This window comes from Flintibacter sp. (assembly GCF_046973065.1).
Map to the genome: position 1 here is coordinate 45090 of NZ_JBKVXZ010000017.1, position 16271 is coordinate 61360.

A 16271-nucleotide genomic window follows, 5' to 3' on the forward strand; every position below is an offset into this window, starting at 1 on the left:
CCATTCGTCTTGTTTGATTATTCCGAACTCCCCCGCCCCGGCCTGTGTGCCAGGGCGGCGGGCAGTCCGGTTCTATATCATCTCCCACAGCACCCGTATAAAGGAAAGGAAGAAAAAGAACATGAATCGTCGTTACCGTAAGACTATCATCGCCGGCAACTGGAAGATGAACAACACCCTGTCCCAGACCAAGGCTTTTGCTGAGGAGCTCAAGCCCATCATGCCCCGCGGCAAGTGGTGCAACGTGGTGCTGTGTGTGCCCGCCACCAACATTCAGTCCGCCGTCCGCCTGTTCAAGGACTGCCACATCGCCATCGGCGCTGAGACCTGCCACTATGAGGATCACGGCGCTTACACCGGTGAGATCACCGCTGAGATGATCAAGGAGGCCGGCGCCAAGTACGTCATCATCGGCCACTCCGAGCGCCGCCAGTACTATAACGAGACCGACTTCACCGTCAACAAGAAGGTCCACGCCGCCATCAATGCCGGCCTGTTCCCCATCATCTGCGTGGGCGAGAGCCTGGAGCAGCGTGAGCTGGGTGTGACCATGGAGCTGATCGCTTACCAGGTCAAGTGCGCTCTGGCCGGCGTGCCCGCCGACAAGATGCGTCACGTGGTCATCGCCTACGAGCCCCTGTGGGCTATCGGCACCGGCAAGACCGCCACTGCCGAGCAGGCCGGCGAGGTCTGCCAGGCCATCCGTGCCGTCATCCGCAAGCTGTACGGCGCTCACGTGGCCCGCTCTGTCACCATCCAGTACGGTGGTTCCATGAACGCCAAGAACGCCGCTGAGCTGCTGGCTCAGCCCGACGTGGACGGCGGCCTGATCGGCGGCGCCAGCCTGAAGCCCGCTGACTTCGTGCAGATCATTAACTCTGCTAATCAAGAGTAAGTACTACGGTGTGGAGCAGACAGGATGCCTGTCATGCTGTCTGCTCCAACTTTGATCAGAATTGAGGAAACATTTTTCATGAAAACTCCTACCACTTTGATCATTATGGACGGCTTTGGTCTCACCAGCCCCGACGCTGGCAACGCGGTGGCCAACGCCTCCACCCCCAATCTGGACCACATCTTCCGGGACTGCCCCGGCTGTAAGCTGTCTGCCTCCGGCCTGGACGTGGGTCTGCCTGAGGGCCAGATGGGCAACAGCGAGGTCGGCCACACCAACATGGGCGCTGGCCGGGTGGTCTTCCAGGACCTGCCCCGCATCACCCGGGACATTCAGACCGGGGACTTTTTCAAGAACAGCGCCTTCCTGGAGGCCATGGACAACTGCCGTGAGTGGGGTTCTTCCCTGCACCTGATGGGCCTTCTGTCTGACGGCGGTGTTCACAGCCACATCACTCACCTGTTCGCTCTGCTGAAGATGGCCAAGGAGCAGGGTCTGAAGAAGGTCTATGTCCACTGCTTCCTGGACGGCCGTGACGTGCCCCCCAGCTCCGGCAAGAGCTACGTGGAGCAGCTCCAGGCCAAGATCCAGGAGCTGGGCATCGGTGAGATCGCCACTGTTATGGGCCGCTACTACGCCATGGACCGTGACAAGCGCTGGGACCGCCTGCAGCGGGCCTACGACGCGATGGCCTGCGGCATCGGCCCTGTTGTTGAGGACGCTGCTCAGGCTGTTCAGGCCTCCTATGACGCCGGCGTGACCGACGAGTTCATGGAGCCTGTGGTCTGCTGCAAGGACGCCAAGGTCCACGACAACGACTCCATTATTTTCTTCAACTTCCGTCCTGACCGCGCCCGTGAGATCACCCGCTGCTTCGTGGACGAGGACTTCACCGACGTAGAGCGCAAGACCGGCTTCCTCTCTGTGGACTTTATCTGCACCACCGAGTATGACGCCACCATGCCCAACGTCACTGTGGCTTATCCCCGTCAGAAGCTGGAAAACATTTTTGGCGAGTATATCTCCAAGCAGGGTATGACCCAGCTGCGCATTGCCGAAACTGAGAAGTACGCCCATGTGACCTTCTTCTTCAACGGCGGCGTGGAGCAGGTGTTCCCCGGCGAGGATCGGGTGCTCATCCCCTCCCCCAAGGTTGCTACCTACGACCTGCAGCCTGAGATGTCCGCTTATGCGGTCACTGAGGAGGCTGTGCGCCGCATCGAGAGCGGCAACTATGACGTGATCATCCTCAACTTTGCCAACTGCGACATGGTGGGCCACACCGGCGTGTACGAGGCCGCTCTGAAGGCCGTGTCCACTGTGGACGAGTGCGTGGGCAAGGTTGTGGAGGCCACCTCCAAGATGGGCGGCGTGTCTCTCATCACCGCCGACCACGGCAATGCCGAGCACATGGTGGACGAGAAGGGCGATCCCTTCACCGCTCACACCACCAATCTGGTTCCCTTCTATATCGTGGGCGCCAGCGTGAAGCTGCGTGACGGCCGTCTGGCTGACATCGCTCCCACCATGCTGGACCTCATGGGCCTGGAAAAGCCCAAGGAGATGGATGGAGAGACCCTGATTCTCAACTAATTGCTTAATCTGGTTTTTCTGTCACATTACCCGGGCTTTTCCGGCCCATGTCCCCGCCAACGGCGGGATGGCGCTTGCGCCGTACAAGCGTTTTGCCTAAAGGGCAAAACCTTGGCGGAGGGCGAATTCATTTCGCCCGAGCATTTAAAATTTATGGGAACCCAAACGGGCTGGTCCGTTTGGGCCCTGGAAAAGCCCAAGGAGATGGACGGAGAGACCCTGATTCTCAACTGATAACTTAGTTCCCCTATAAGCGGGGACACGCCCCGCGTTTTAATAATCCATTTTCCCCTTGGCGGACAAGCTCCGCCGCATTTTGGAAAGGAGATTGATTCCCATGAAGCAGATGATCGAGATCGTTGACGTCCTGGGCCGTGAGATCCTGGACAGCCGCGGCAACCCCACCGTTGAGGTCGAGGTGTACCTGGAGGACGGCACCATGGGCCGTGCCTCCGTTCCCTCCGGCGCTTCCACCGGTATCTATGAGGCCTGCGAGCTGCGTGACGGCGACAAGAGCCGTTACATGGGCAAGGGCGTTGAGAACGCTGTGAAGAACGTGAACACCGAGATCGCTGAGTGCCTGATCGGCATGAACGTTCTGGACCAGGTCGCCATCGACAAGGCCATGATCGAGCTGGACGGCACCCCCAACAAGAGCCGTCTGGGCGCCAACGCCATTCTGGGCGCTTCCCTGGCTTGCGCCAAGGCTGCTGCCGAGTCCCTGGGCGTGGCTCTGTACAACTATATCGGCGGCGTTAACGCCAAGCAGCTGCCTGTTCCCATGATGAACATCCTCAACGGCGGCGCTCACGCCACCAACAACGTGGAGATCCAGGAGTTCATGATCATGCCTGTCTCCGCTCCTTCCTTCCGCGAGGCTCTGCGCCGCTGCGCTGAGGTCTTCCACACCCTGAAGACCGTGCTGAAGGAGAACGGCACTCCCGCCGCCGGTGTTGGCGACGAGGGCGGCTATGCTCCCAACCTGAAGAAGGACGAGGACGCTCTGAAGGTCATCGTTGAGGCCATCGAGAAGGCCGGCTACAAGCCCGGCGAGGACTTCAAGATCGCCATCGACGCTGCTTCCTCCGAGTGGTGGGACGACGAGCAGAAGTGCTACGTCCAGCCCAAGTCCGGCAAGAAGCTGACTCAGCAGCAGCTGGTCAACATGTGGAAGAAGTTCGCCGACAACTACCCCATCATCTCCCTGGAGGACGGCATGGCCGAGACCGACTGGGAAGGCTGGGCTATGCTGACCAAGGCCATCGGCGACCGCGTGCAGCTGGTTGGCGACGACCTGTTCGTGACCAACGTGGAGCGCCTGGCTACCGGCATTGAGAAGAAGGTTGGCAACGCCATCCTGATCAAGGTCAACCAGATCGGCACCCTGACCGAGACCCTGGACGCCATCCAGATGGCCAACCGCGCTGGTTACACCGCCATCGTCTCTCACCGTTCCGGCGAGACCGAGGACGCCACCATTGCTGACATCGCTGTGGCTCTGAACGCTGGCCAGATCAAGACCGGCGCTCCCAGCCGTACTGACCGTGTGGCCAAGTACAACCAGCTGCTCCGCATCGAGGAGGAGCTGGGCGAGATCGCTCAGTATCCCGGCATGAAGGCTTTCTTCAACCTGAAGTAATTCCTTCCAACTACAAGCAGGACCGCTTTTGCGGTCCTGCTTTTTTCTTGCCCAGCTCCTCCGGGGTCCCCGCCACGGGCGGGGCGCGCCTTACGGCGCGTACAAGCGTTTTGCCCAAGGGGCAAAACCTTGGCGCAGGGCGAATTCACTTCGCCCGAGCATATAAAAACAGCGGGTACCCATGGTGTGCCTGAGCACACCATGGGAGGCTGGGCGAGATCCTCAGTATCCCGGCATGAAGGCTTTCTTCAACCTGCGCTAAGTTTATTTAAACTTTCAAAGCAAAGCCGCCCTTAGGGGCGGCTTTGTTTTTCCCGCTTTCTTGAAAGAAAGCTTGGCAAAGAACTTCCTGCAAAGCTTCGCCTCTGCGCGCTCAGATAAGACTTCTACAAAAAAATTTGATAAAATGGAACCGAATCTCTTTCCCGTGCATCTATAAGACGTCCGGACAACAAGAGACGAGGTGAACCCCATGGAGAACAACCAGGACAACCGGCAGCGTTTCGCCGCCCTGATACGGGAACACAGCCATTCCATGTTCCGCGCCGCCCGTGCCATTCTGGACTGCGACGCCGACGCGGAGGATGCGGTAGGCGAGGCAGTTTTGCTGGCCTGGCAGGCCCTTCCCAAACTGAAAAACCAGGCTGCCGCCCGGCGCTGGCTGCTGAAGATCACCGTCAACTGTGCCTATGGCCAGCGGCGAAGCCAGCAGCGGGTGGTCTATATGGACGATCTGAGCCAGGCGGCAGGGAGTGCGCCGCTCCCGGAGCCATCCGGTCTGTGGGATGCGGTTTTGCGCCTTCCGGAGGACCAGCGGCTGGCTGTGATGTTCTACTATTATGAGGACATGCCGGTGGCGGAGATCGCCAAGACTTTGGGGGTTGCCCAGGGAACGGTAAAATCCCGGCTGAGCCGAGGGCGGGAACGTCTGAGAGCGCTGCTGCGCGAGGAGGAAGCATATGGATTTTGATTGGAAGGACTTTGACGCCCAAATGAAAGGGCGTGCAGGGATAGAGGTCTGCCCCATTCCCCAGGACTTTGAGGAGCGGCTGGAGAAGCGCCTGGAGGAGCTGCCTGCCCAGGCCAGGAGCAAAAAACGACTGGGGCGGCGGATCATCGCCATTATGGCTGCTGTGCTGATTCTGACCGGCTCCGCTCTGGCTATCTCTCCCACGCTGCGGGAAAAGCTTAGCCGGGCTCTGGGTCTTTTCGAAGCCTATACCACGCCATTTGAAGACGCTTCTGCCGTGGACCAGGGAGTGGAAATCCGCCTGCTATCTGCTATGGCAGACGAGTACACCGTCCGCATCTACCTGGAAGTGCAGGATCATACCGGGACGCAGCCCATGGAAAACATCTGTGACATCTTAATCGATTTCCTCACTCCAAAGGAAGGCACTGAGATTCGAGGCATGACCTCCGGGACCAAACTCCTTGGATATGAGGAAGATACCCACACCGCATTGGTCGAATTGCATGCGGCAGGTGAGAATTACAGTCAGATGAGAGACTGGAATCTCTGTATTGACGGGATTGCTTTTTATTATGGAGGCAGACGGGAATCCATTTACGGGACTTGGGAGATTCCCTTCACACTCACTCCTCTGGAAACCAGAACAGTCTCCCTGGACGCAGGCGATCACTCCGATTTCCACACCCTGAAAATCAGCCCCATCGGCATCGTTCTGGAGGGCGGCCCAGATAGTTTTATCCAAACGGATAATATGAATGTCGTATTTGCAGATGGACATACGGAAACCGCTGAAAAAAGCGTTGGCACAGGCGGCACCGGACACACCACAAGCACTTGGTACTTCTCAGAGCCTGTATCTCCCGAAGACATCGTCCGTTTGGAGCTGCCCTGTTGGACCATTACGTTGAACACTTCAGACCAGGGAAGTGTGATTCGGAAATAATTAAATTCGTCCTATTTCTACCAGGGCCGGTTCGCAAGTGAACCGGCCCTTCTCTTCCCCTTGCGGCTTTCCACAAGACAGGCTATAATGGGGAAAGAATCCTTTCTCCTACGCGAGAAAGCCCTGTGAGAACCTGCGCTTTTGGAAAAACGAGCAACAAGAAAGGGTGTATCTGTTTGGATCAGGCACTGTATGAGAATCATTTGACCATTCTGCGCTCGGAGCTGTCCATGGCCCTTGGGTGCACCGAACCCATTGCCATCGCCTACGCCGCCGCCAAGGCCCGCCAGCTGCTGGGAGAGATGCCCGAGCACTGCACTGTCCATTGCAGCGGTAATATTGTCAAAAACGTCATGGGCGTCACCGTCCCCAACTCCGGCGGCCTGCGGGGTATCGACGTAGCCGCCACCCTGGGCATTGTAGGCGGCAACCCCGAGTTGGAGCTGGCCGTGCTGGAGGGTATCACCGACGAGCACCGCGCCAAGGTGCGGGAACTGCTGAAGGGCGACTTCTGCTCCTGCAAGCTCATTGAAAATGTAGCCACCCTGTACATCGTGGTGGAGCTCACCGCCGGGGAGCACTCCGCCCTGGTGGAGATCCAGAATACCCACAAAAATATTACCCGGATGCAGAAGGACGGGGTGGACTGCCCCGGTGTCATCGTCACCAAGGAGGAGAAGATCCAGCAGAGCGGCGACCGCAGCCTGCTGACGGTGAAAAACATTCTGGAGTTTGCCGACGAGGTGAAGCTCTCCGAGGTAGAACCCATCCTCACTCCCCAGATCGAGTGCAACATGGCTATCTGCCGGGAGGGTCTGGAGCACTCCTACGGCGCCGAGGTGGGCCGTGTCCTGCTGGAGGGCTACACCGATCCTCCCGTCCACATCCGCGCCCGCGCCTACGCCGCCGCCGGCTCTGACGCTCGGATGAACGGCTGCCCCATGCCGGTGGTCATCAACTCGGGCAGCGGCAACCAGGGCATCACGGTCAGTGTGCCGGTAATCATCTACGCCCAGGAGCACAGCGTCCCCCGGGAGAAGCTGCTGCGGGCGCTGGTGGCCGCCAACCTCATCTCCATCCACCAGAAGAGCTATATCGGCAGCCTGTCCGCCTACTGCGGCGTGGTCAGCGCCGCCTGCGGAGCCGCCTGCGGCATCTGCTACCTGCTGGACTACCCCTATGAGGTGCTGTGCGACACCATCACCAACACCATTGCCACCGTGGGCGGCATGGTGTGCGACGGAGCCAAGTCCTCCTGCGCCGCCAAAATCGCCACCGCCGTGGAGACCGCCCTGCTGGGCATGAAGATGGGACTGCACAACCGCACCTTCCAGCCCGGTGAGGGTCTGGTCAACGAGGACGTGGAGGAGACCATCAGCAACATCGGCCGTATGGGCCGGGTGGGCATGAAGTCCACCGACAATGAGATTTTGAATATCATGCTGGGTAACTGATAAATAAACGCCGGGCAGGTACTGTGTACCTGCCCGGCGTTTGTTCTGTGTAAAGAAAGTTTTTTGAACCGATCCCAAAACGGCCCTTCTGGGCCGCGGCGCTTATGCGCCGTACAAGTGTTTTCGCCCTTGGCGAAAACCTTGGCGCAGGGCGAATTCACTTCGCCCGAGCATTTTAATCGCCGAAGGGTGGAGGCGGCCTCTGGCCGCCGGAACCCAAAAAGAAAGACATCTGCAATATGCAGATGTCTTTCTTTTTGGTACGCCCGAAGCCGAAGCGCAGCCCGGTGCGCCGGAGGCGCGCCGGGCCGCTGCGGGTCCCTTCCCAAGAAGGCGAGTGCATGGCACGAAGCCTGATTGGCAACAGAGCGCAGCAGTTATAAAAATAAAAAAGCTAGGATAGGCCTTACGACCTATCCTAGCCTGGTACGCCCGAAGGGACTCGAACCCCCAACATTCAGAACCGGAATCTGACGCTCTATCCATTGAACTACGGGCGCATCTCTTAAGTTTCTCCGTTATTATAGCAGATTCTCATCTCCTTGTAAAGGGTTAATTTCCTTTCCCAGTCCGCTTACCCACTGGATTTCCTGGGGGGGAACCTCCATACCGCAGGCCGCTCCCCGCCAATTTTCCCCCAGATAGACACGAAATTGGATCTCTCCCAGGGTGTAGATCTGCCCGGGATCATAGGGCTCCCCCAGCGGGGGCACAGGCACCGCCTGACGGCTGGGCGGGTAGGGCAGGCCGTAGCCTGTCTGCTTGCCTGCGCTCTCCTTCAGCGCCCAGAGCTGGGCAAAGTCCTCTCCCCGATCTCCCAGGCTGGCCAGCCAGGCCCGCTCTTCCGGACGACAGGTACGCTCCACCAAAGAAGGCCGCCAGGCGGCCCGCATCTCCTGGATATCCACCCCCACCTCCCCGTCGGCCAGGGCACACAGGGCCAGCTTTCCGCTGTGGCTCAGGTTAAAGTGACGCTGGGGATGGGCGGGAAACCAGGGCTTTCCCCGCTCCCCTGCCGCGATCTGCGGCAAGGGAGACAACCCCCAGTACCGCTCTGCTCCCCAGGCCAGCAGCTCTCTGGCCTGCTCCCGCCGGGCCAGATCGTTGATCCCCAAAAGTATCATGTGGAGGTACTCCTTCTCTCTACTTCATTTGCTGCCCGCTCTCCTGGGAGAAATCGGCAAACAGAACTCCCTGAGGCGGGCGGAAGGTAAAGCACACCATGGCCGTCACCAGCAGCGCCGCCAACAGAGCAGGCAAATGCCACCGCAGGCCCTGGAACGGTCCGGCCATGCGGGTGGGCAGCCAGAAGCCCAGAGCCATCAGCACACCGTACAGCACCAGGTCCGCTGCTAGGCTGTTCCAGCCCAGCACCACATGGAGAAGGTATCCCACCGCCAACATGGCCAGGCTGATCCCCACTCCCGTCAGCAGCCAGGGGCGCAGGCCGGTGGGCCTCCCCCAGGTGAGCCACACCGCCGACACCAGATAGGGCCAGAATAAAATTTTGGTGTGCTCCCAAATACTCTCGTTCACCGGTGAAAACAGGGCTGTGACCCCGTTGGGACACAGCCCGTAGACAAAGTGCAGCCCTGCTCCTGCCAGTACCGCCAGCACAAAGGCCAGGAGCAGCTGCTTTTTTTCATATACCATAAGGTCTCACCTCTCTCGGAGAAACCTTATGCCGCCGTTTCAATTTTTATGCGCTTATCCTACCAGTTCAAACAGACAGCCCCACAGCCGGTCCAGCCCCTCAAAGGGGGTATCCGGTCCCAGGCGGCATACCGCCAAGCCGTCTTCCACCTGGATTTGAATGTTCCAGCGCTCCCCCAACTGCTGCTGAAGCCAGACGCTGTCCTTCCCAGGCACCCGGAAACGGACCGTTCCGGTGGCCTGGTCCGCCTGGACCACCTCCGGTCCTCCCGGACCAAAGTCCTCCAGACGTGCCTTCAGATGTCGGGTCAGCCGTGCCACACGGGGCGCCTGGGCCGATGTGGGCACGATATTGCGTGTCAAATCCATGGCGTAACTCCTTACAATCTGGTCTCCAGGGGTACGCTGACCCCGTAGCCCTCTGCGGATAGGCGGCGCAGCAGAGTGGGCAGCACCCGGGCCGTCTCACTGCTGCCATCCAGCGTGAGGTACACCCGGGCATGGTTTCCGCTGATGCGGCTGAGCACCTTGTTTGCATAGGTACTGGCGCTCACACCCTGATCCGGGACCGCCGAAGCCGTCTCGTTCCAACAGATCCACCCCTCTTGCTCCAGCTCCTCCCGCTGGTTCTCCGGCACCAGGACCACCGAGGCGCGGGTATAGGCCACCTCACTGAGGGTCTCGTTGGCCTGCTCCAACAGGCGGCGGGCACCGGCCGCCGTGCGGCCCTGTGCAATCAGCCCGATGCTGTGTCCGCTGCCCAGAATCCGGAAGATCAGATCGTCCTCCCGCTCCAGGCCCTCTGCGTCAAAGAAAAAAATCGCCCTTTGACTGTAGCTGTCCAGCGTATCCAGGATCTCACTCAGCCCCTGGGCATCCTCACAGGAAAAACCAAGATAGGCGGGGATCACACTGGTGTCATCCGGATCGTCTGGCACAGTGATCTCGGGCTGGGGATCCTCCGTATTGTTGGTGGGGGGCAGTACGCCGGGGGTGGGCTGGCTCTGGTTGGCCTGGTTGTAATCCCGGATCCGGCTGCGGATGGAGTTCTGGGCCGCGTCCACAAACCAGGCATCGCTGAGCACCACCGCCGAGCTTTTGATGCGCACGATATACCCCTCGTCAATATCAATGACCGAGTAGGACAGGCCAAAAAAGCTGCACACGGTAGCAACCGGCACATAGGGTCTTCCGTTGCGCAGAATGGCTCGGCCGGAGATGGTCTCTTCCGTGATGGGATTATAGCATGTCCCCCGGTTCAGATCGAAGATCATCATCTGCTGCAGGTTATACAGGGTGACGGTCCCGCCGTCCCGGCTGTAACTGCTGCTGATACCTAAATTGATGCCGGTATAGCTGCTGTCAAAGACGGTGTAGGGCACGTACAATACGCCCCCCGACCAGGTTGGCATAGTATCCGATGTGAGCTCCAGCACGCTCTCATTGACTGCCGTCAGATAGATATTTCCCGCTGCCTGAGCGGTGTTCAGCAGCGCCACCAGCAGAGTCAGTACCAGGGCCAGCGCCGTCCGCTTTTTCCATTTCTTCACCGTCTTTGCCTCCTTTCCGGCACTTGCTAGCGAAATTATATCATAGTATAATCAGTTGGGCAAGACAGCCCCCCTTTAACCCATTTTTAAGAAAGGGTAAAGTACCCTTCAACCCGCGTGTGGTATCCTTATGGCACAATCTGGGGAAAGGAGCTAACACCATGGAAATTACCCTGGAGCAGGTGGAACGCCTGCGTGAAAAAGCCGACGTGTCCTACGGCCAGGCCAAGCAGGCCCTGGAGTACAGCGGCGGCAATCTGTTGGACGCCCTGATCTATCTGGAGGAGCAGGGCGCCATTCCCCGTCCCCAGGGGGCCTACTACTCCACACGAAATGAAACGCCTCCGCCGCCTCCCTCCCAGGAGGAGCTTGCCCCTCTGGGGGAGAAAACGGACGGGACGGAAAAAGGAAAGAAAAAGAAGTTTAAGGGCATAGGGGTGAAGGTAGTCAGCGGCAAGACCCTGTTCGGAACCCTGCGCCGCTGGCTCATTGACAATGAGCTGGAGATCTGGCGGCGGGGCCAGCCGGTGACCTCTCTGCCCATTTTGGTGCTGATTGTACTGGTACTCTTTGCTCCCTGGGTCTCGCTGCCCCTGCTGCTTCTGGGCCTGTTTTTTGGCTTCCGGTATCAGATCTCCGGCCCGGATCTGGAGGACGAGACCATCAACGGCGTGATGGGCAGTGTGGCCGATACCGCCGCCGACTTGGGCCGCCAGGTGATGGAAGAGCTGAAAAACCAGCACGATAAGTATAACAACCGCAAGAAATAACTATTTGGAATCAAAATTTTCAACGTAAGGGAGCGAACTCAATGGCAGAGAAGATCCTTCTGGTGGAGGACGAGGAGAAGCTGGCCCGGATGGTGGAGATGGAACTGCGCTATGAGGGCTATGAGGTGACCAAGGCCTTTGACGGGCGCAGCGGGCTGGAGCAGGCTCTAAGCGGCAAGTACGATCTGGTGCTGCTGGACATCATGCTGCCCCAGCTTTCCGGGATGGAGGTGCTGCGCCGTCTGCGCCGGGAGAGCGACCTGCCCGTTATCATGCTCACCGCCCGGGACAGCGTCATCGACAAGGTATCCGGTTTGGATTCCGGGGCGGACGACTATATCACCAAGCCCTTTGCCATCGAGGAGCTGCTGGCCCGGATCCGGGCTGCTCTGCGCAAACGGGCTGTCCACACCGGCAGCATCCTCACCGCCGGAGAGCTGGCTATGGATGTGGAGCGCCACCAGGTAAGCGTCCGGGGACAGAGTGTGGAGCTGACCAAGAAAGAATTTGATCTTCTGCACCAGCTGCTGGAGAACAAGGGCCGGGTACTCACCCGGGAGGCCCTGCTGGACAGCGTATGGGGCTTTGACTTTGTGGGAGAGACCAACTCGGTGGATGTGTACATCCGCTTTCTCCGCAGCAAGATCGACGAGGCCTTCTGCATCAAGCTCATCCACACCGTGCGCGGCGTGGGCTATGTGATCCGGGAGTCCTGACGCCACACAGAAAGGAAGTTATTGCAATGGTAATCGTCTACCAGTCTCACACCGGCTTTACCAAGGAGTACGCCCAGATGCTGGGCAAAGCAGAAAAGATGAAGACCTACACCTTGGCCGAGGCGGAGCGCCAGCTCCTGTCCGACGCCCAGGTGTTTTATATGGGACCTCTCACCGCCGGACACATCGGCGGTCTGGACCGGTCTATGAAGCGCTGGAAGATCCAGGGCGTATGCGGCGTGGGCATGTCCCAGCCCGGCGAGGGCACCATGGCCTCTCTGCGCCGGTCCAACTATGTGGGGGACGCGCCCCTGTTCTATCTTCAGGGCGGCTGGGCTCCCAAAAAGGTGGGATGGCTCAAGCGGCGGATGGTGAACATGGTCACCCGCTCCACCCGTCAATCCCTGGAGGCCAAAGGCTCCGCCCGCACCCCCCAGGAGCAGGCCATGCTGGACATGCTCCTGCACGGGGGCAGCTTTGTGGCCTTTGAGAACCTGGATTCCATCCGCGCCTGGCTCAAAACCCAAGCGTAATCATCCTTTTTGAGAAAGGAGGGCCGTCATGGCAAAAAAACGGCAGCGCTTTCACTCTCCGCCCCCCACGGCCCCCATTTCCACCGCCCGGGACACCTCTCTGGCCTTTCGGCTGAATCTGGGATTTTTCTTCCGCCAGCTGTGTATCTTTGTGGTGCTGGACCTGCTGCTGGCCGGTATGGCTCTGTGCGGGTTGATCCTCTACGGAGAAAACCGCTGTGCCGATGTGGCCGCCCTGGTGGAGGAGCGGGGCGTCCCCACCCAGGACGCCCTGGCCTGGATGGAGGCCAGCGACTACACCATCACTCTTTTGGACGGGGAGCCCACAGGCTACCCGGTGCCCGTTTTCGCCTGGCTCCCCATCCGGGAGGAGACCGCCGACGGTCTGCGGCTGTGGGACTTAAGCCGCTATTACCAGATCCAGATGCCCAGCGAGACCACCCCCTACGCCATCACGGTTAACCTGACCGGCATCTTCCAGACCTTGTACTGGGCGGGAGTTGTGGTTCTGGTGTTTCAGGGCATCTTCCTGCTCACCAGCCTGCTTGGCAACAACCGCTCCATCCGCAAGGTGCTGCGCCCCCTTCAGGAGCTGGCCGCCACCGCCTCCCGCCTCAGCTCCATGACCCACATGTCCCGCCAGGAGCTGGAGGCCCTGGCCGGGGAGCTGGAGAAGATCAACGCCAAGCATCTGGACAGCCGCATCGATCTGCCCGCCACCCAAAAGGAGCTGCGCTCTCTGGCCCAGTCCATCAACGCCATGCTGGAGCGCATCAACCGGGCTTACAGCGCCCAGGCCCGCTTCGTCTCCGATGCCAGCCACGAGCTGCGCACCCCAATCGCCGTCATCCAGGGCTACGCCGCCCTGCTGGACCGCTGGGGCAAGGACGACCCGGAGGCCCTGCAGGAGTCCATCAGCGCCATCCGCTCCGAGGCCAAGTCCATGGAGGAGCTGGTGGAGCAGCTTCTCTTCTTAGCCCGGGGAGATAACGATACCCAGCCGGTGAAACCCAGTCTGTTTGATCTGTCCGCTCTGGCCGGCGAGGTACTGCGGGAGGAAGAGATGATCTGCCCCGACCGGGTGTTCCTGCCCCGCTGGGGAGAGGAGCCGGTCCCGGTACGGGCCGACCAGGGACTGATCAAACAGGTCATGCGCATTTTAATGGACAACGCCATCAAATACAGTTCCCCGGGCAGCCGGATCTATCTGCGTCTCTCCACCCAGGAGCGCTACGCCCGTCTCACCGTACAGGATGAGGGAGACGGCATTCCTCCTGAGAGCATCCCCCACATCTTTGAGCGCTTTTACCGGACCGACCAGTCCCGGGACCGGAAAACCGGGGGCACCGGGCTGGGTCTGTCCATTGCCCGCTGGATCGTGGAGCGCCACGAGGGATGGTTTGAAGTGGTCTCCCGCCCCGGTGTGGGCACCCGCATCTCCTTTCTGCTGCCTCTGGCGCTGCCGGAACAGGAGGCAGGATAATGTGGTATGTCTATCTGCTACGCTGCGCCGACGACACCCTGTACGCCGGCTGCACCAACGATCCCCCGCGCCGCCTTCAGCAGCATAACGCCGGGCAGGGCGCCAAGTATACCCGCTTCCGCCGTCCGGTCTCCCTGGTCTATCTGGAGCAGGCCGGGGATCACGGTCAGGCCCTGCGCCGGGAGGCCGCCTTAAAGCGCCTCACCCGCAAGGAGAAACTGGCCCTGATCGCCGCCGCGCCCCCTCTTTCTGACCCACCTATACCCACTGAAAAAAAGACGCCTTAGGGCGTCTTTTTTTGCTTTCGTTTTTCAAAACGAGGCATGCGTTTTTTTCAAATGCTATTTTTTTGCAGAATGCCCTTCCTCTCTTGCTTTTTCCCTGTATCACTACTATAATGTATGCTGATTTCTTATCACATTCTCCGCACCCCCTTCTTACACCAACGACCGGAAAAGGAGATGCTTATCCGATGAAGCGCGCTGCCATCCCCCTGATCCTGCTGGTGTCTGGATTTGTTCTGGGGCTGCTGTGTTCCGTATCGCTGCGGCACCCTGCCGCCGCAACGCCCGCTGCCGTGATTCAAAAGGAAGAGACTCCCTCGGAACCCGCGGTAAACACGACCAGCCTGCTTCACACTGCCGCCGCGGTCACCAACGCCTTGCATGACCAGGACTACGAGACTCTGTCCACCTATGTGCATCCCACCCGCGGGGTGACCTTTACCCCCTACTCCACGGTAGACCTTCAGCGCGACCAGAACTTTACCGCCGATCAGATCAAGAATCTGTCGTCGGATACCAGCACCTACACCTGGGGCTATGAGGACGGCCGGGGCGAGTCCATCCAAATGACCATGTCGGAGTATTTTACCCGCTTCGTCTTTGATGCGGACTATACACAGGCCCCTAAGGTGGGCGTAGACCAGATCATCACCAGCGGCAACGCCCTGGAAAATCTGACCGAGGCCTACCCAGACTGCCACTTTGTAGATTTCTGCTATCCCAGCCGGGACCCTGCCAACGAGGGACTGGATTGGTGTTCCCTCAAGCTGGTGTTCCTGGGAGAGAAAACCTCCTGGTATTTGGTGGGTGTGGTCCACGGAGAGTGGACCATCTGATGCACCCGAGATCATCCTTCAGCCGAAGACGGCTTTCATATTAGAAAGAGAGGCTTGCCGATACTGTGAAAATCATCATTATAGGCACCGGAAAAGTCGGTTTTTCTCTGGCAGAGCAGCTTTTGAACGAAAAGCATGACATTACCATCGTGGACACCCAAGACAGCGCCCTGCGCCGGGCCACCGACGCGCTGGACATTATGAGCGTCAAGGGCAACGGCGTATCCACCGACACCCTGCGGGAAGCGGGAGCGGAGGACGCCGACCTGCTGGTAGCTGCCACCAACTCCGACGAGGTGAACATGGTCTGCTGTCTCACCGCCAAGCACCTGGGAGCCAAGTACACCATCGCCCGCATCCGCAACCCGGAGTATAACCTGGGTCTGCACGAGCTGAAAAAGAACATGGGCATCGATATGGTCATCAACCCGGAAAACGCCACGGCGGTGGAAATTTCCCGCCTGCTACGCTTCCCCTCGGCGGCCAACATCGAGACCTTCTGCCGCGGCCGGGTGGAGCTGATGGGCTTTCGCCTGCAGGAGGGGGACTTCCTGGTCAACCAGCCCCTCCACGCCCTGTCTGCCCAGGTCAAGCAGCTCTCCCTGCTGGTGTGTGCCGTAGACCGGGACGGCGAGGTCACCATCCCCAACGGCTCCTTTGTGCCCCAAGTGGGGGACAAGCTTTATCTCATCGGTCGCCCCACCAGCCTGGACCAGTTCTTCCGCCTGCTGGGCCGGTACAGCCCCAAGGTAAAGACGGTATTCATTGTGGGCGGCGGCAAGATCTCGGTGTACCTCACCGCCATTCTGGAAAAGATGAAGATGCGGGTCAAGATCGTGGAGCTGAGCGAAAAGCGCTGCCGTCTGGTCAGCGAGATGATGCCCCGCACCACCGTTATCTGCGGCGACGGCACCGACCAGGAGCTGCTGGAGTCTGAGCGCATGTCCGC

Annotated in this window: 17 protein-coding genes and 1 tRNA gene; 13 read left to right on the forward strand and 5 right to left on the reverse strand. The window is 59.6% G+C overall.

Annotated features, from left to right (window positions below):
- Window positions 1–121: 121 nt before the first annotated feature.
- The 6 genes from tpiA (at window position 122) to ACLTXB_RS08265 (ending at window position 7497) form a co-directional block, all read left to right on the forward strand.
- Window positions 122–895 carry a triose-phosphate isomerase gene (gene tpiA / locus ACLTXB_RS08240; RefSeq protein WP_020989873.1) on the forward strand — a complete coding sequence of 258 codons (774 nt, stop codon included), beginning with the start codon at window positions 122–124 and terminating at the stop codon, window positions 893–895.
- 78 nt (window positions 896–973) lie between these two features.
- Complete coding sequence (gene gpmI / locus ACLTXB_RS08245) at window positions 974–2488, forward strand: 2,3-bisphosphoglycerate-independent phosphoglycerate mutase (protein WP_428226622.1); 1515 nt, start codon at window positions 974–976, stop codon at window positions 2486–2488.
- A 337-nt stretch (window positions 2489–2825) separates the two neighbouring features.
- The gene (gene eno, locus ACLTXB_RS08250) at window positions 2826–4127 is read left to right on the forward strand and encodes a phosphopyruvate hydratase (RefSeq protein WP_428226623.1); all 1302 of its coding nucleotides are present in this window, start codon (window positions 2826–2828) and stop codon (window positions 4125–4127) included.
- 472 nt (window positions 4128–4599) lie between these two features.
- The gene (locus ACLTXB_RS08255) at window positions 4600–5097 is read left to right on the forward strand and encodes an RNA polymerase sigma factor (protein WP_110442041.1); all 498 of its coding nucleotides are present in this window, start codon (window positions 4600–4602) and stop codon (window positions 5095–5097) included.
- The gene (locus ACLTXB_RS08260; protein WP_428226624.1) at window positions 5087–6043 is read left to right on the forward strand and encodes a DUF4179 domain-containing protein; all 957 of its coding nucleotides are present in this window, start codon (window positions 5087–5089) and stop codon (window positions 6041–6043) included. Before ACLTXB_RS08255 ends, ACLTXB_RS08260 begins: the two co-directional genes overlap by 11 nt.
- A 176-nt stretch (window positions 6044–6219) precedes the next feature.
- The gene (locus tag ACLTXB_RS08265) at window positions 6220–7497 is read left to right on the forward strand and encodes a serine dehydratase subunit alpha family protein (protein ID WP_428226625.1); all 1278 of its coding nucleotides are present in this window, start codon (window positions 6220–6222) and stop codon (window positions 7495–7497) included.
- A 424-nt stretch (window positions 7498–7921) separates the two neighbouring features.
- On the opposite strand, the gene ACLTXB_RS08270 is transcribed toward ACLTXB_RS08265, so the two are convergent.
- The 5 genes from ACLTXB_RS08270 to ACLTXB_RS08290 all read right to left on the reverse strand — a co-directional run bounded on the left by ACLTXB_RS08270 (window position 7922) and on the right by ACLTXB_RS08290 (window position 10700).
- Window positions 7922–7997: transfer RNA gene (locus tag ACLTXB_RS08270), tRNA-Arg, on the reverse strand.
- Window positions 7998–8018: 21 nt separating this feature from the next.
- Window positions 8019–8621, reverse strand: a complete 603-nt coding sequence (locus ACLTXB_RS08275; RefSeq protein WP_428226626.1) for a 4'-phosphopantetheinyl transferase family protein — start codon at window positions 8619–8621, stop codon at window positions 8019–8021.
- A gap of 19 nt (window positions 8622–8640) precedes the next feature.
- A complete protein-coding gene (locus tag ACLTXB_RS08280) occupies window positions 8641–9150 on the reverse strand; it encodes a DUF6512 family protein (RefSeq protein ID WP_428226627.1) in 510 nt (169 codons plus the stop codon).
- 54 nt (window positions 9151–9204) lie between these two features.
- The gene (locus ACLTXB_RS08285; RefSeq protein WP_110442036.1) at window positions 9205–9519 is read right to left on the reverse strand and encodes a hypothetical protein; all 315 of its coding nucleotides are present in this window, start codon (window positions 9517–9519) and stop codon (window positions 9205–9207) included.
- Between the two features lie 11 nt (window positions 9520–9530).
- Entirely contained in the window at window positions 9531–10700 is a 1170-nt protein-coding gene (locus ACLTXB_RS08290; RefSeq protein ID WP_428226628.1) for a hypothetical protein, read from the reverse strand.
- 161 nt (window positions 10701–10861) lie between these two features.
- On the opposite strand from ACLTXB_RS08290, the gene ACLTXB_RS08295 reads away from it, so the two are divergent.
- The 7 genes from ACLTXB_RS08295 to trkA all read left to right on the forward strand — a co-directional run.
- The gene (locus tag ACLTXB_RS08295; RefSeq protein ID WP_110442034.1) at window positions 10862–11470 is read left to right on the forward strand and encodes a ubiquitin; all 609 of its coding nucleotides are present in this window, start codon (window positions 10862–10864) and stop codon (window positions 11468–11470) included.
- Window positions 11471–11511: 41 nt separating this feature from the next.
- Window positions 11512–12186 carry a response regulator transcription factor gene (locus ACLTXB_RS08300; protein ID WP_428226629.1) on the forward strand — a complete coding sequence of 225 codons (675 nt, stop codon included), beginning with the start codon at window positions 11512–11514 and terminating at the stop codon, window positions 12184–12186.
- Between the two features lie 26 nt (window positions 12187–12212).
- Window positions 12213–12719 (forward strand): hypothetical protein, encoded by a 507-nt coding sequence (locus tag ACLTXB_RS08305; protein ID WP_008981520.1) that lies wholly within the window; start codon window positions 12213–12215, stop codon window positions 12717–12719.
- 28 nt (window positions 12720–12747) lie between these two features.
- Window positions 12748–14202, forward strand: a complete 1455-nt coding sequence (locus ACLTXB_RS08310) for a sensor histidine kinase (RefSeq protein WP_428226630.1) — start codon at window positions 12748–12750, stop codon at window positions 14200–14202.
- Window positions 14202–14489, forward strand: coding sequence for a GIY-YIG nuclease family protein (locus ACLTXB_RS08315; protein ID WP_428226631.1), 288 nt, complete (start codon window positions 14202–14204; stop codon window positions 14487–14489). Before ACLTXB_RS08310 ends, ACLTXB_RS08315 begins: the two co-directional genes overlap by 1 nt.
- A gap of 185 nt (window positions 14490–14674) precedes the next feature.
- Window positions 14675–15322, forward strand: coding sequence for a hypothetical protein (locus ACLTXB_RS08320; RefSeq protein ID WP_428226632.1), 648 nt, complete (start codon window positions 14675–14677; stop codon window positions 15320–15322).
- Between the two features lie 65 nt (window positions 15323–15387).
- Window positions 15388–16271: Trk system potassium transporter TrkA (gene trkA / locus ACLTXB_RS08325; RefSeq protein ID WP_428226633.1), on the forward strand; the 884-nt coding region annotated here is incomplete at its 3' end.

Coding starts and splice junctions, on each gene's coding strand:
- tpiA (WP_020989873.1), top strand. CDS start 122: ATGAATCGTCGTTACCGTAAGACTATCATCGCCGGCAACTGGAAGATG.
- ACLTXB_RS08300 (WP_428226629.1), top strand. CDS start 11,512: ATGGCAGAGAAGATCCTTCTGGTGGAGGACGAGGAGAAGCTGGCCCGG.
- ACLTXB_RS08275 (WP_428226626.1), bottom strand. CDS start 8,621: ATGATACTTTTGGGGATCAACGATCTGGCCCGGCGGGAGCAGGCCAGA.
- ACLTXB_RS08310 (WP_428226630.1), top strand. CDS start 12,748: ATGGCAAAAAAACGGCAGCGCTTTCACTCTCCGCCCCCCACGGCCCCC.
- ACLTXB_RS08255 (WP_110442041.1), top strand. CDS start 4,600: ATGGAGAACAACCAGGACAACCGGCAGCGTTTCGCCGCCCTGATACGG.
- eno (WP_428226623.1), top strand. CDS start 2,826: ATGAAGCAGATGATCGAGATCGTTGACGTCCTGGGCCGTGAGATCCTG.
- ACLTXB_RS08285 (WP_110442036.1), bottom strand. CDS start 9,519: ATGGATTTGACACGCAATATCGTGCCCACATCGGCCCAGGCGCCCCGT.
- ACLTXB_RS08260 (WP_428226624.1), top strand. CDS start 5,087: ATGGATTTTGATTGGAAGGACTTTGACGCCCAAATGAAAGGGCGTGCA.
- ACLTXB_RS08315 (WP_428226631.1), top strand. CDS start 14,202: ATGTGGTATGTCTATCTGCTACGCTGCGCCGACGACACCCTGTACGCC.
- gpmI (WP_428226622.1), top strand. CDS start 974: ATGAAAACTCCTACCACTTTGATCATTATGGACGGCTTTGGTCTCACC.
- ACLTXB_RS08295 (WP_110442034.1), top strand. CDS start 10,862: ATGGAAATTACCCTGGAGCAGGTGGAACGCCTGCGTGAAAAAGCCGAC.
- ACLTXB_RS08305 (WP_008981520.1), top strand. CDS start 12,213: ATGGTAATCGTCTACCAGTCTCACACCGGCTTTACCAAGGAGTACGCC.
- ACLTXB_RS08280 (WP_428226627.1), bottom strand. CDS start 9,150: ATGGTATATGAAAAAAAGCAGCTGCTCCTGGCCTTTGTGCTGGCGGTA.
- ACLTXB_RS08320 (WP_428226632.1), top strand. CDS start 14,675: ATGAAGCGCGCTGCCATCCCCCTGATCCTGCTGGTGTCTGGATTTGTT.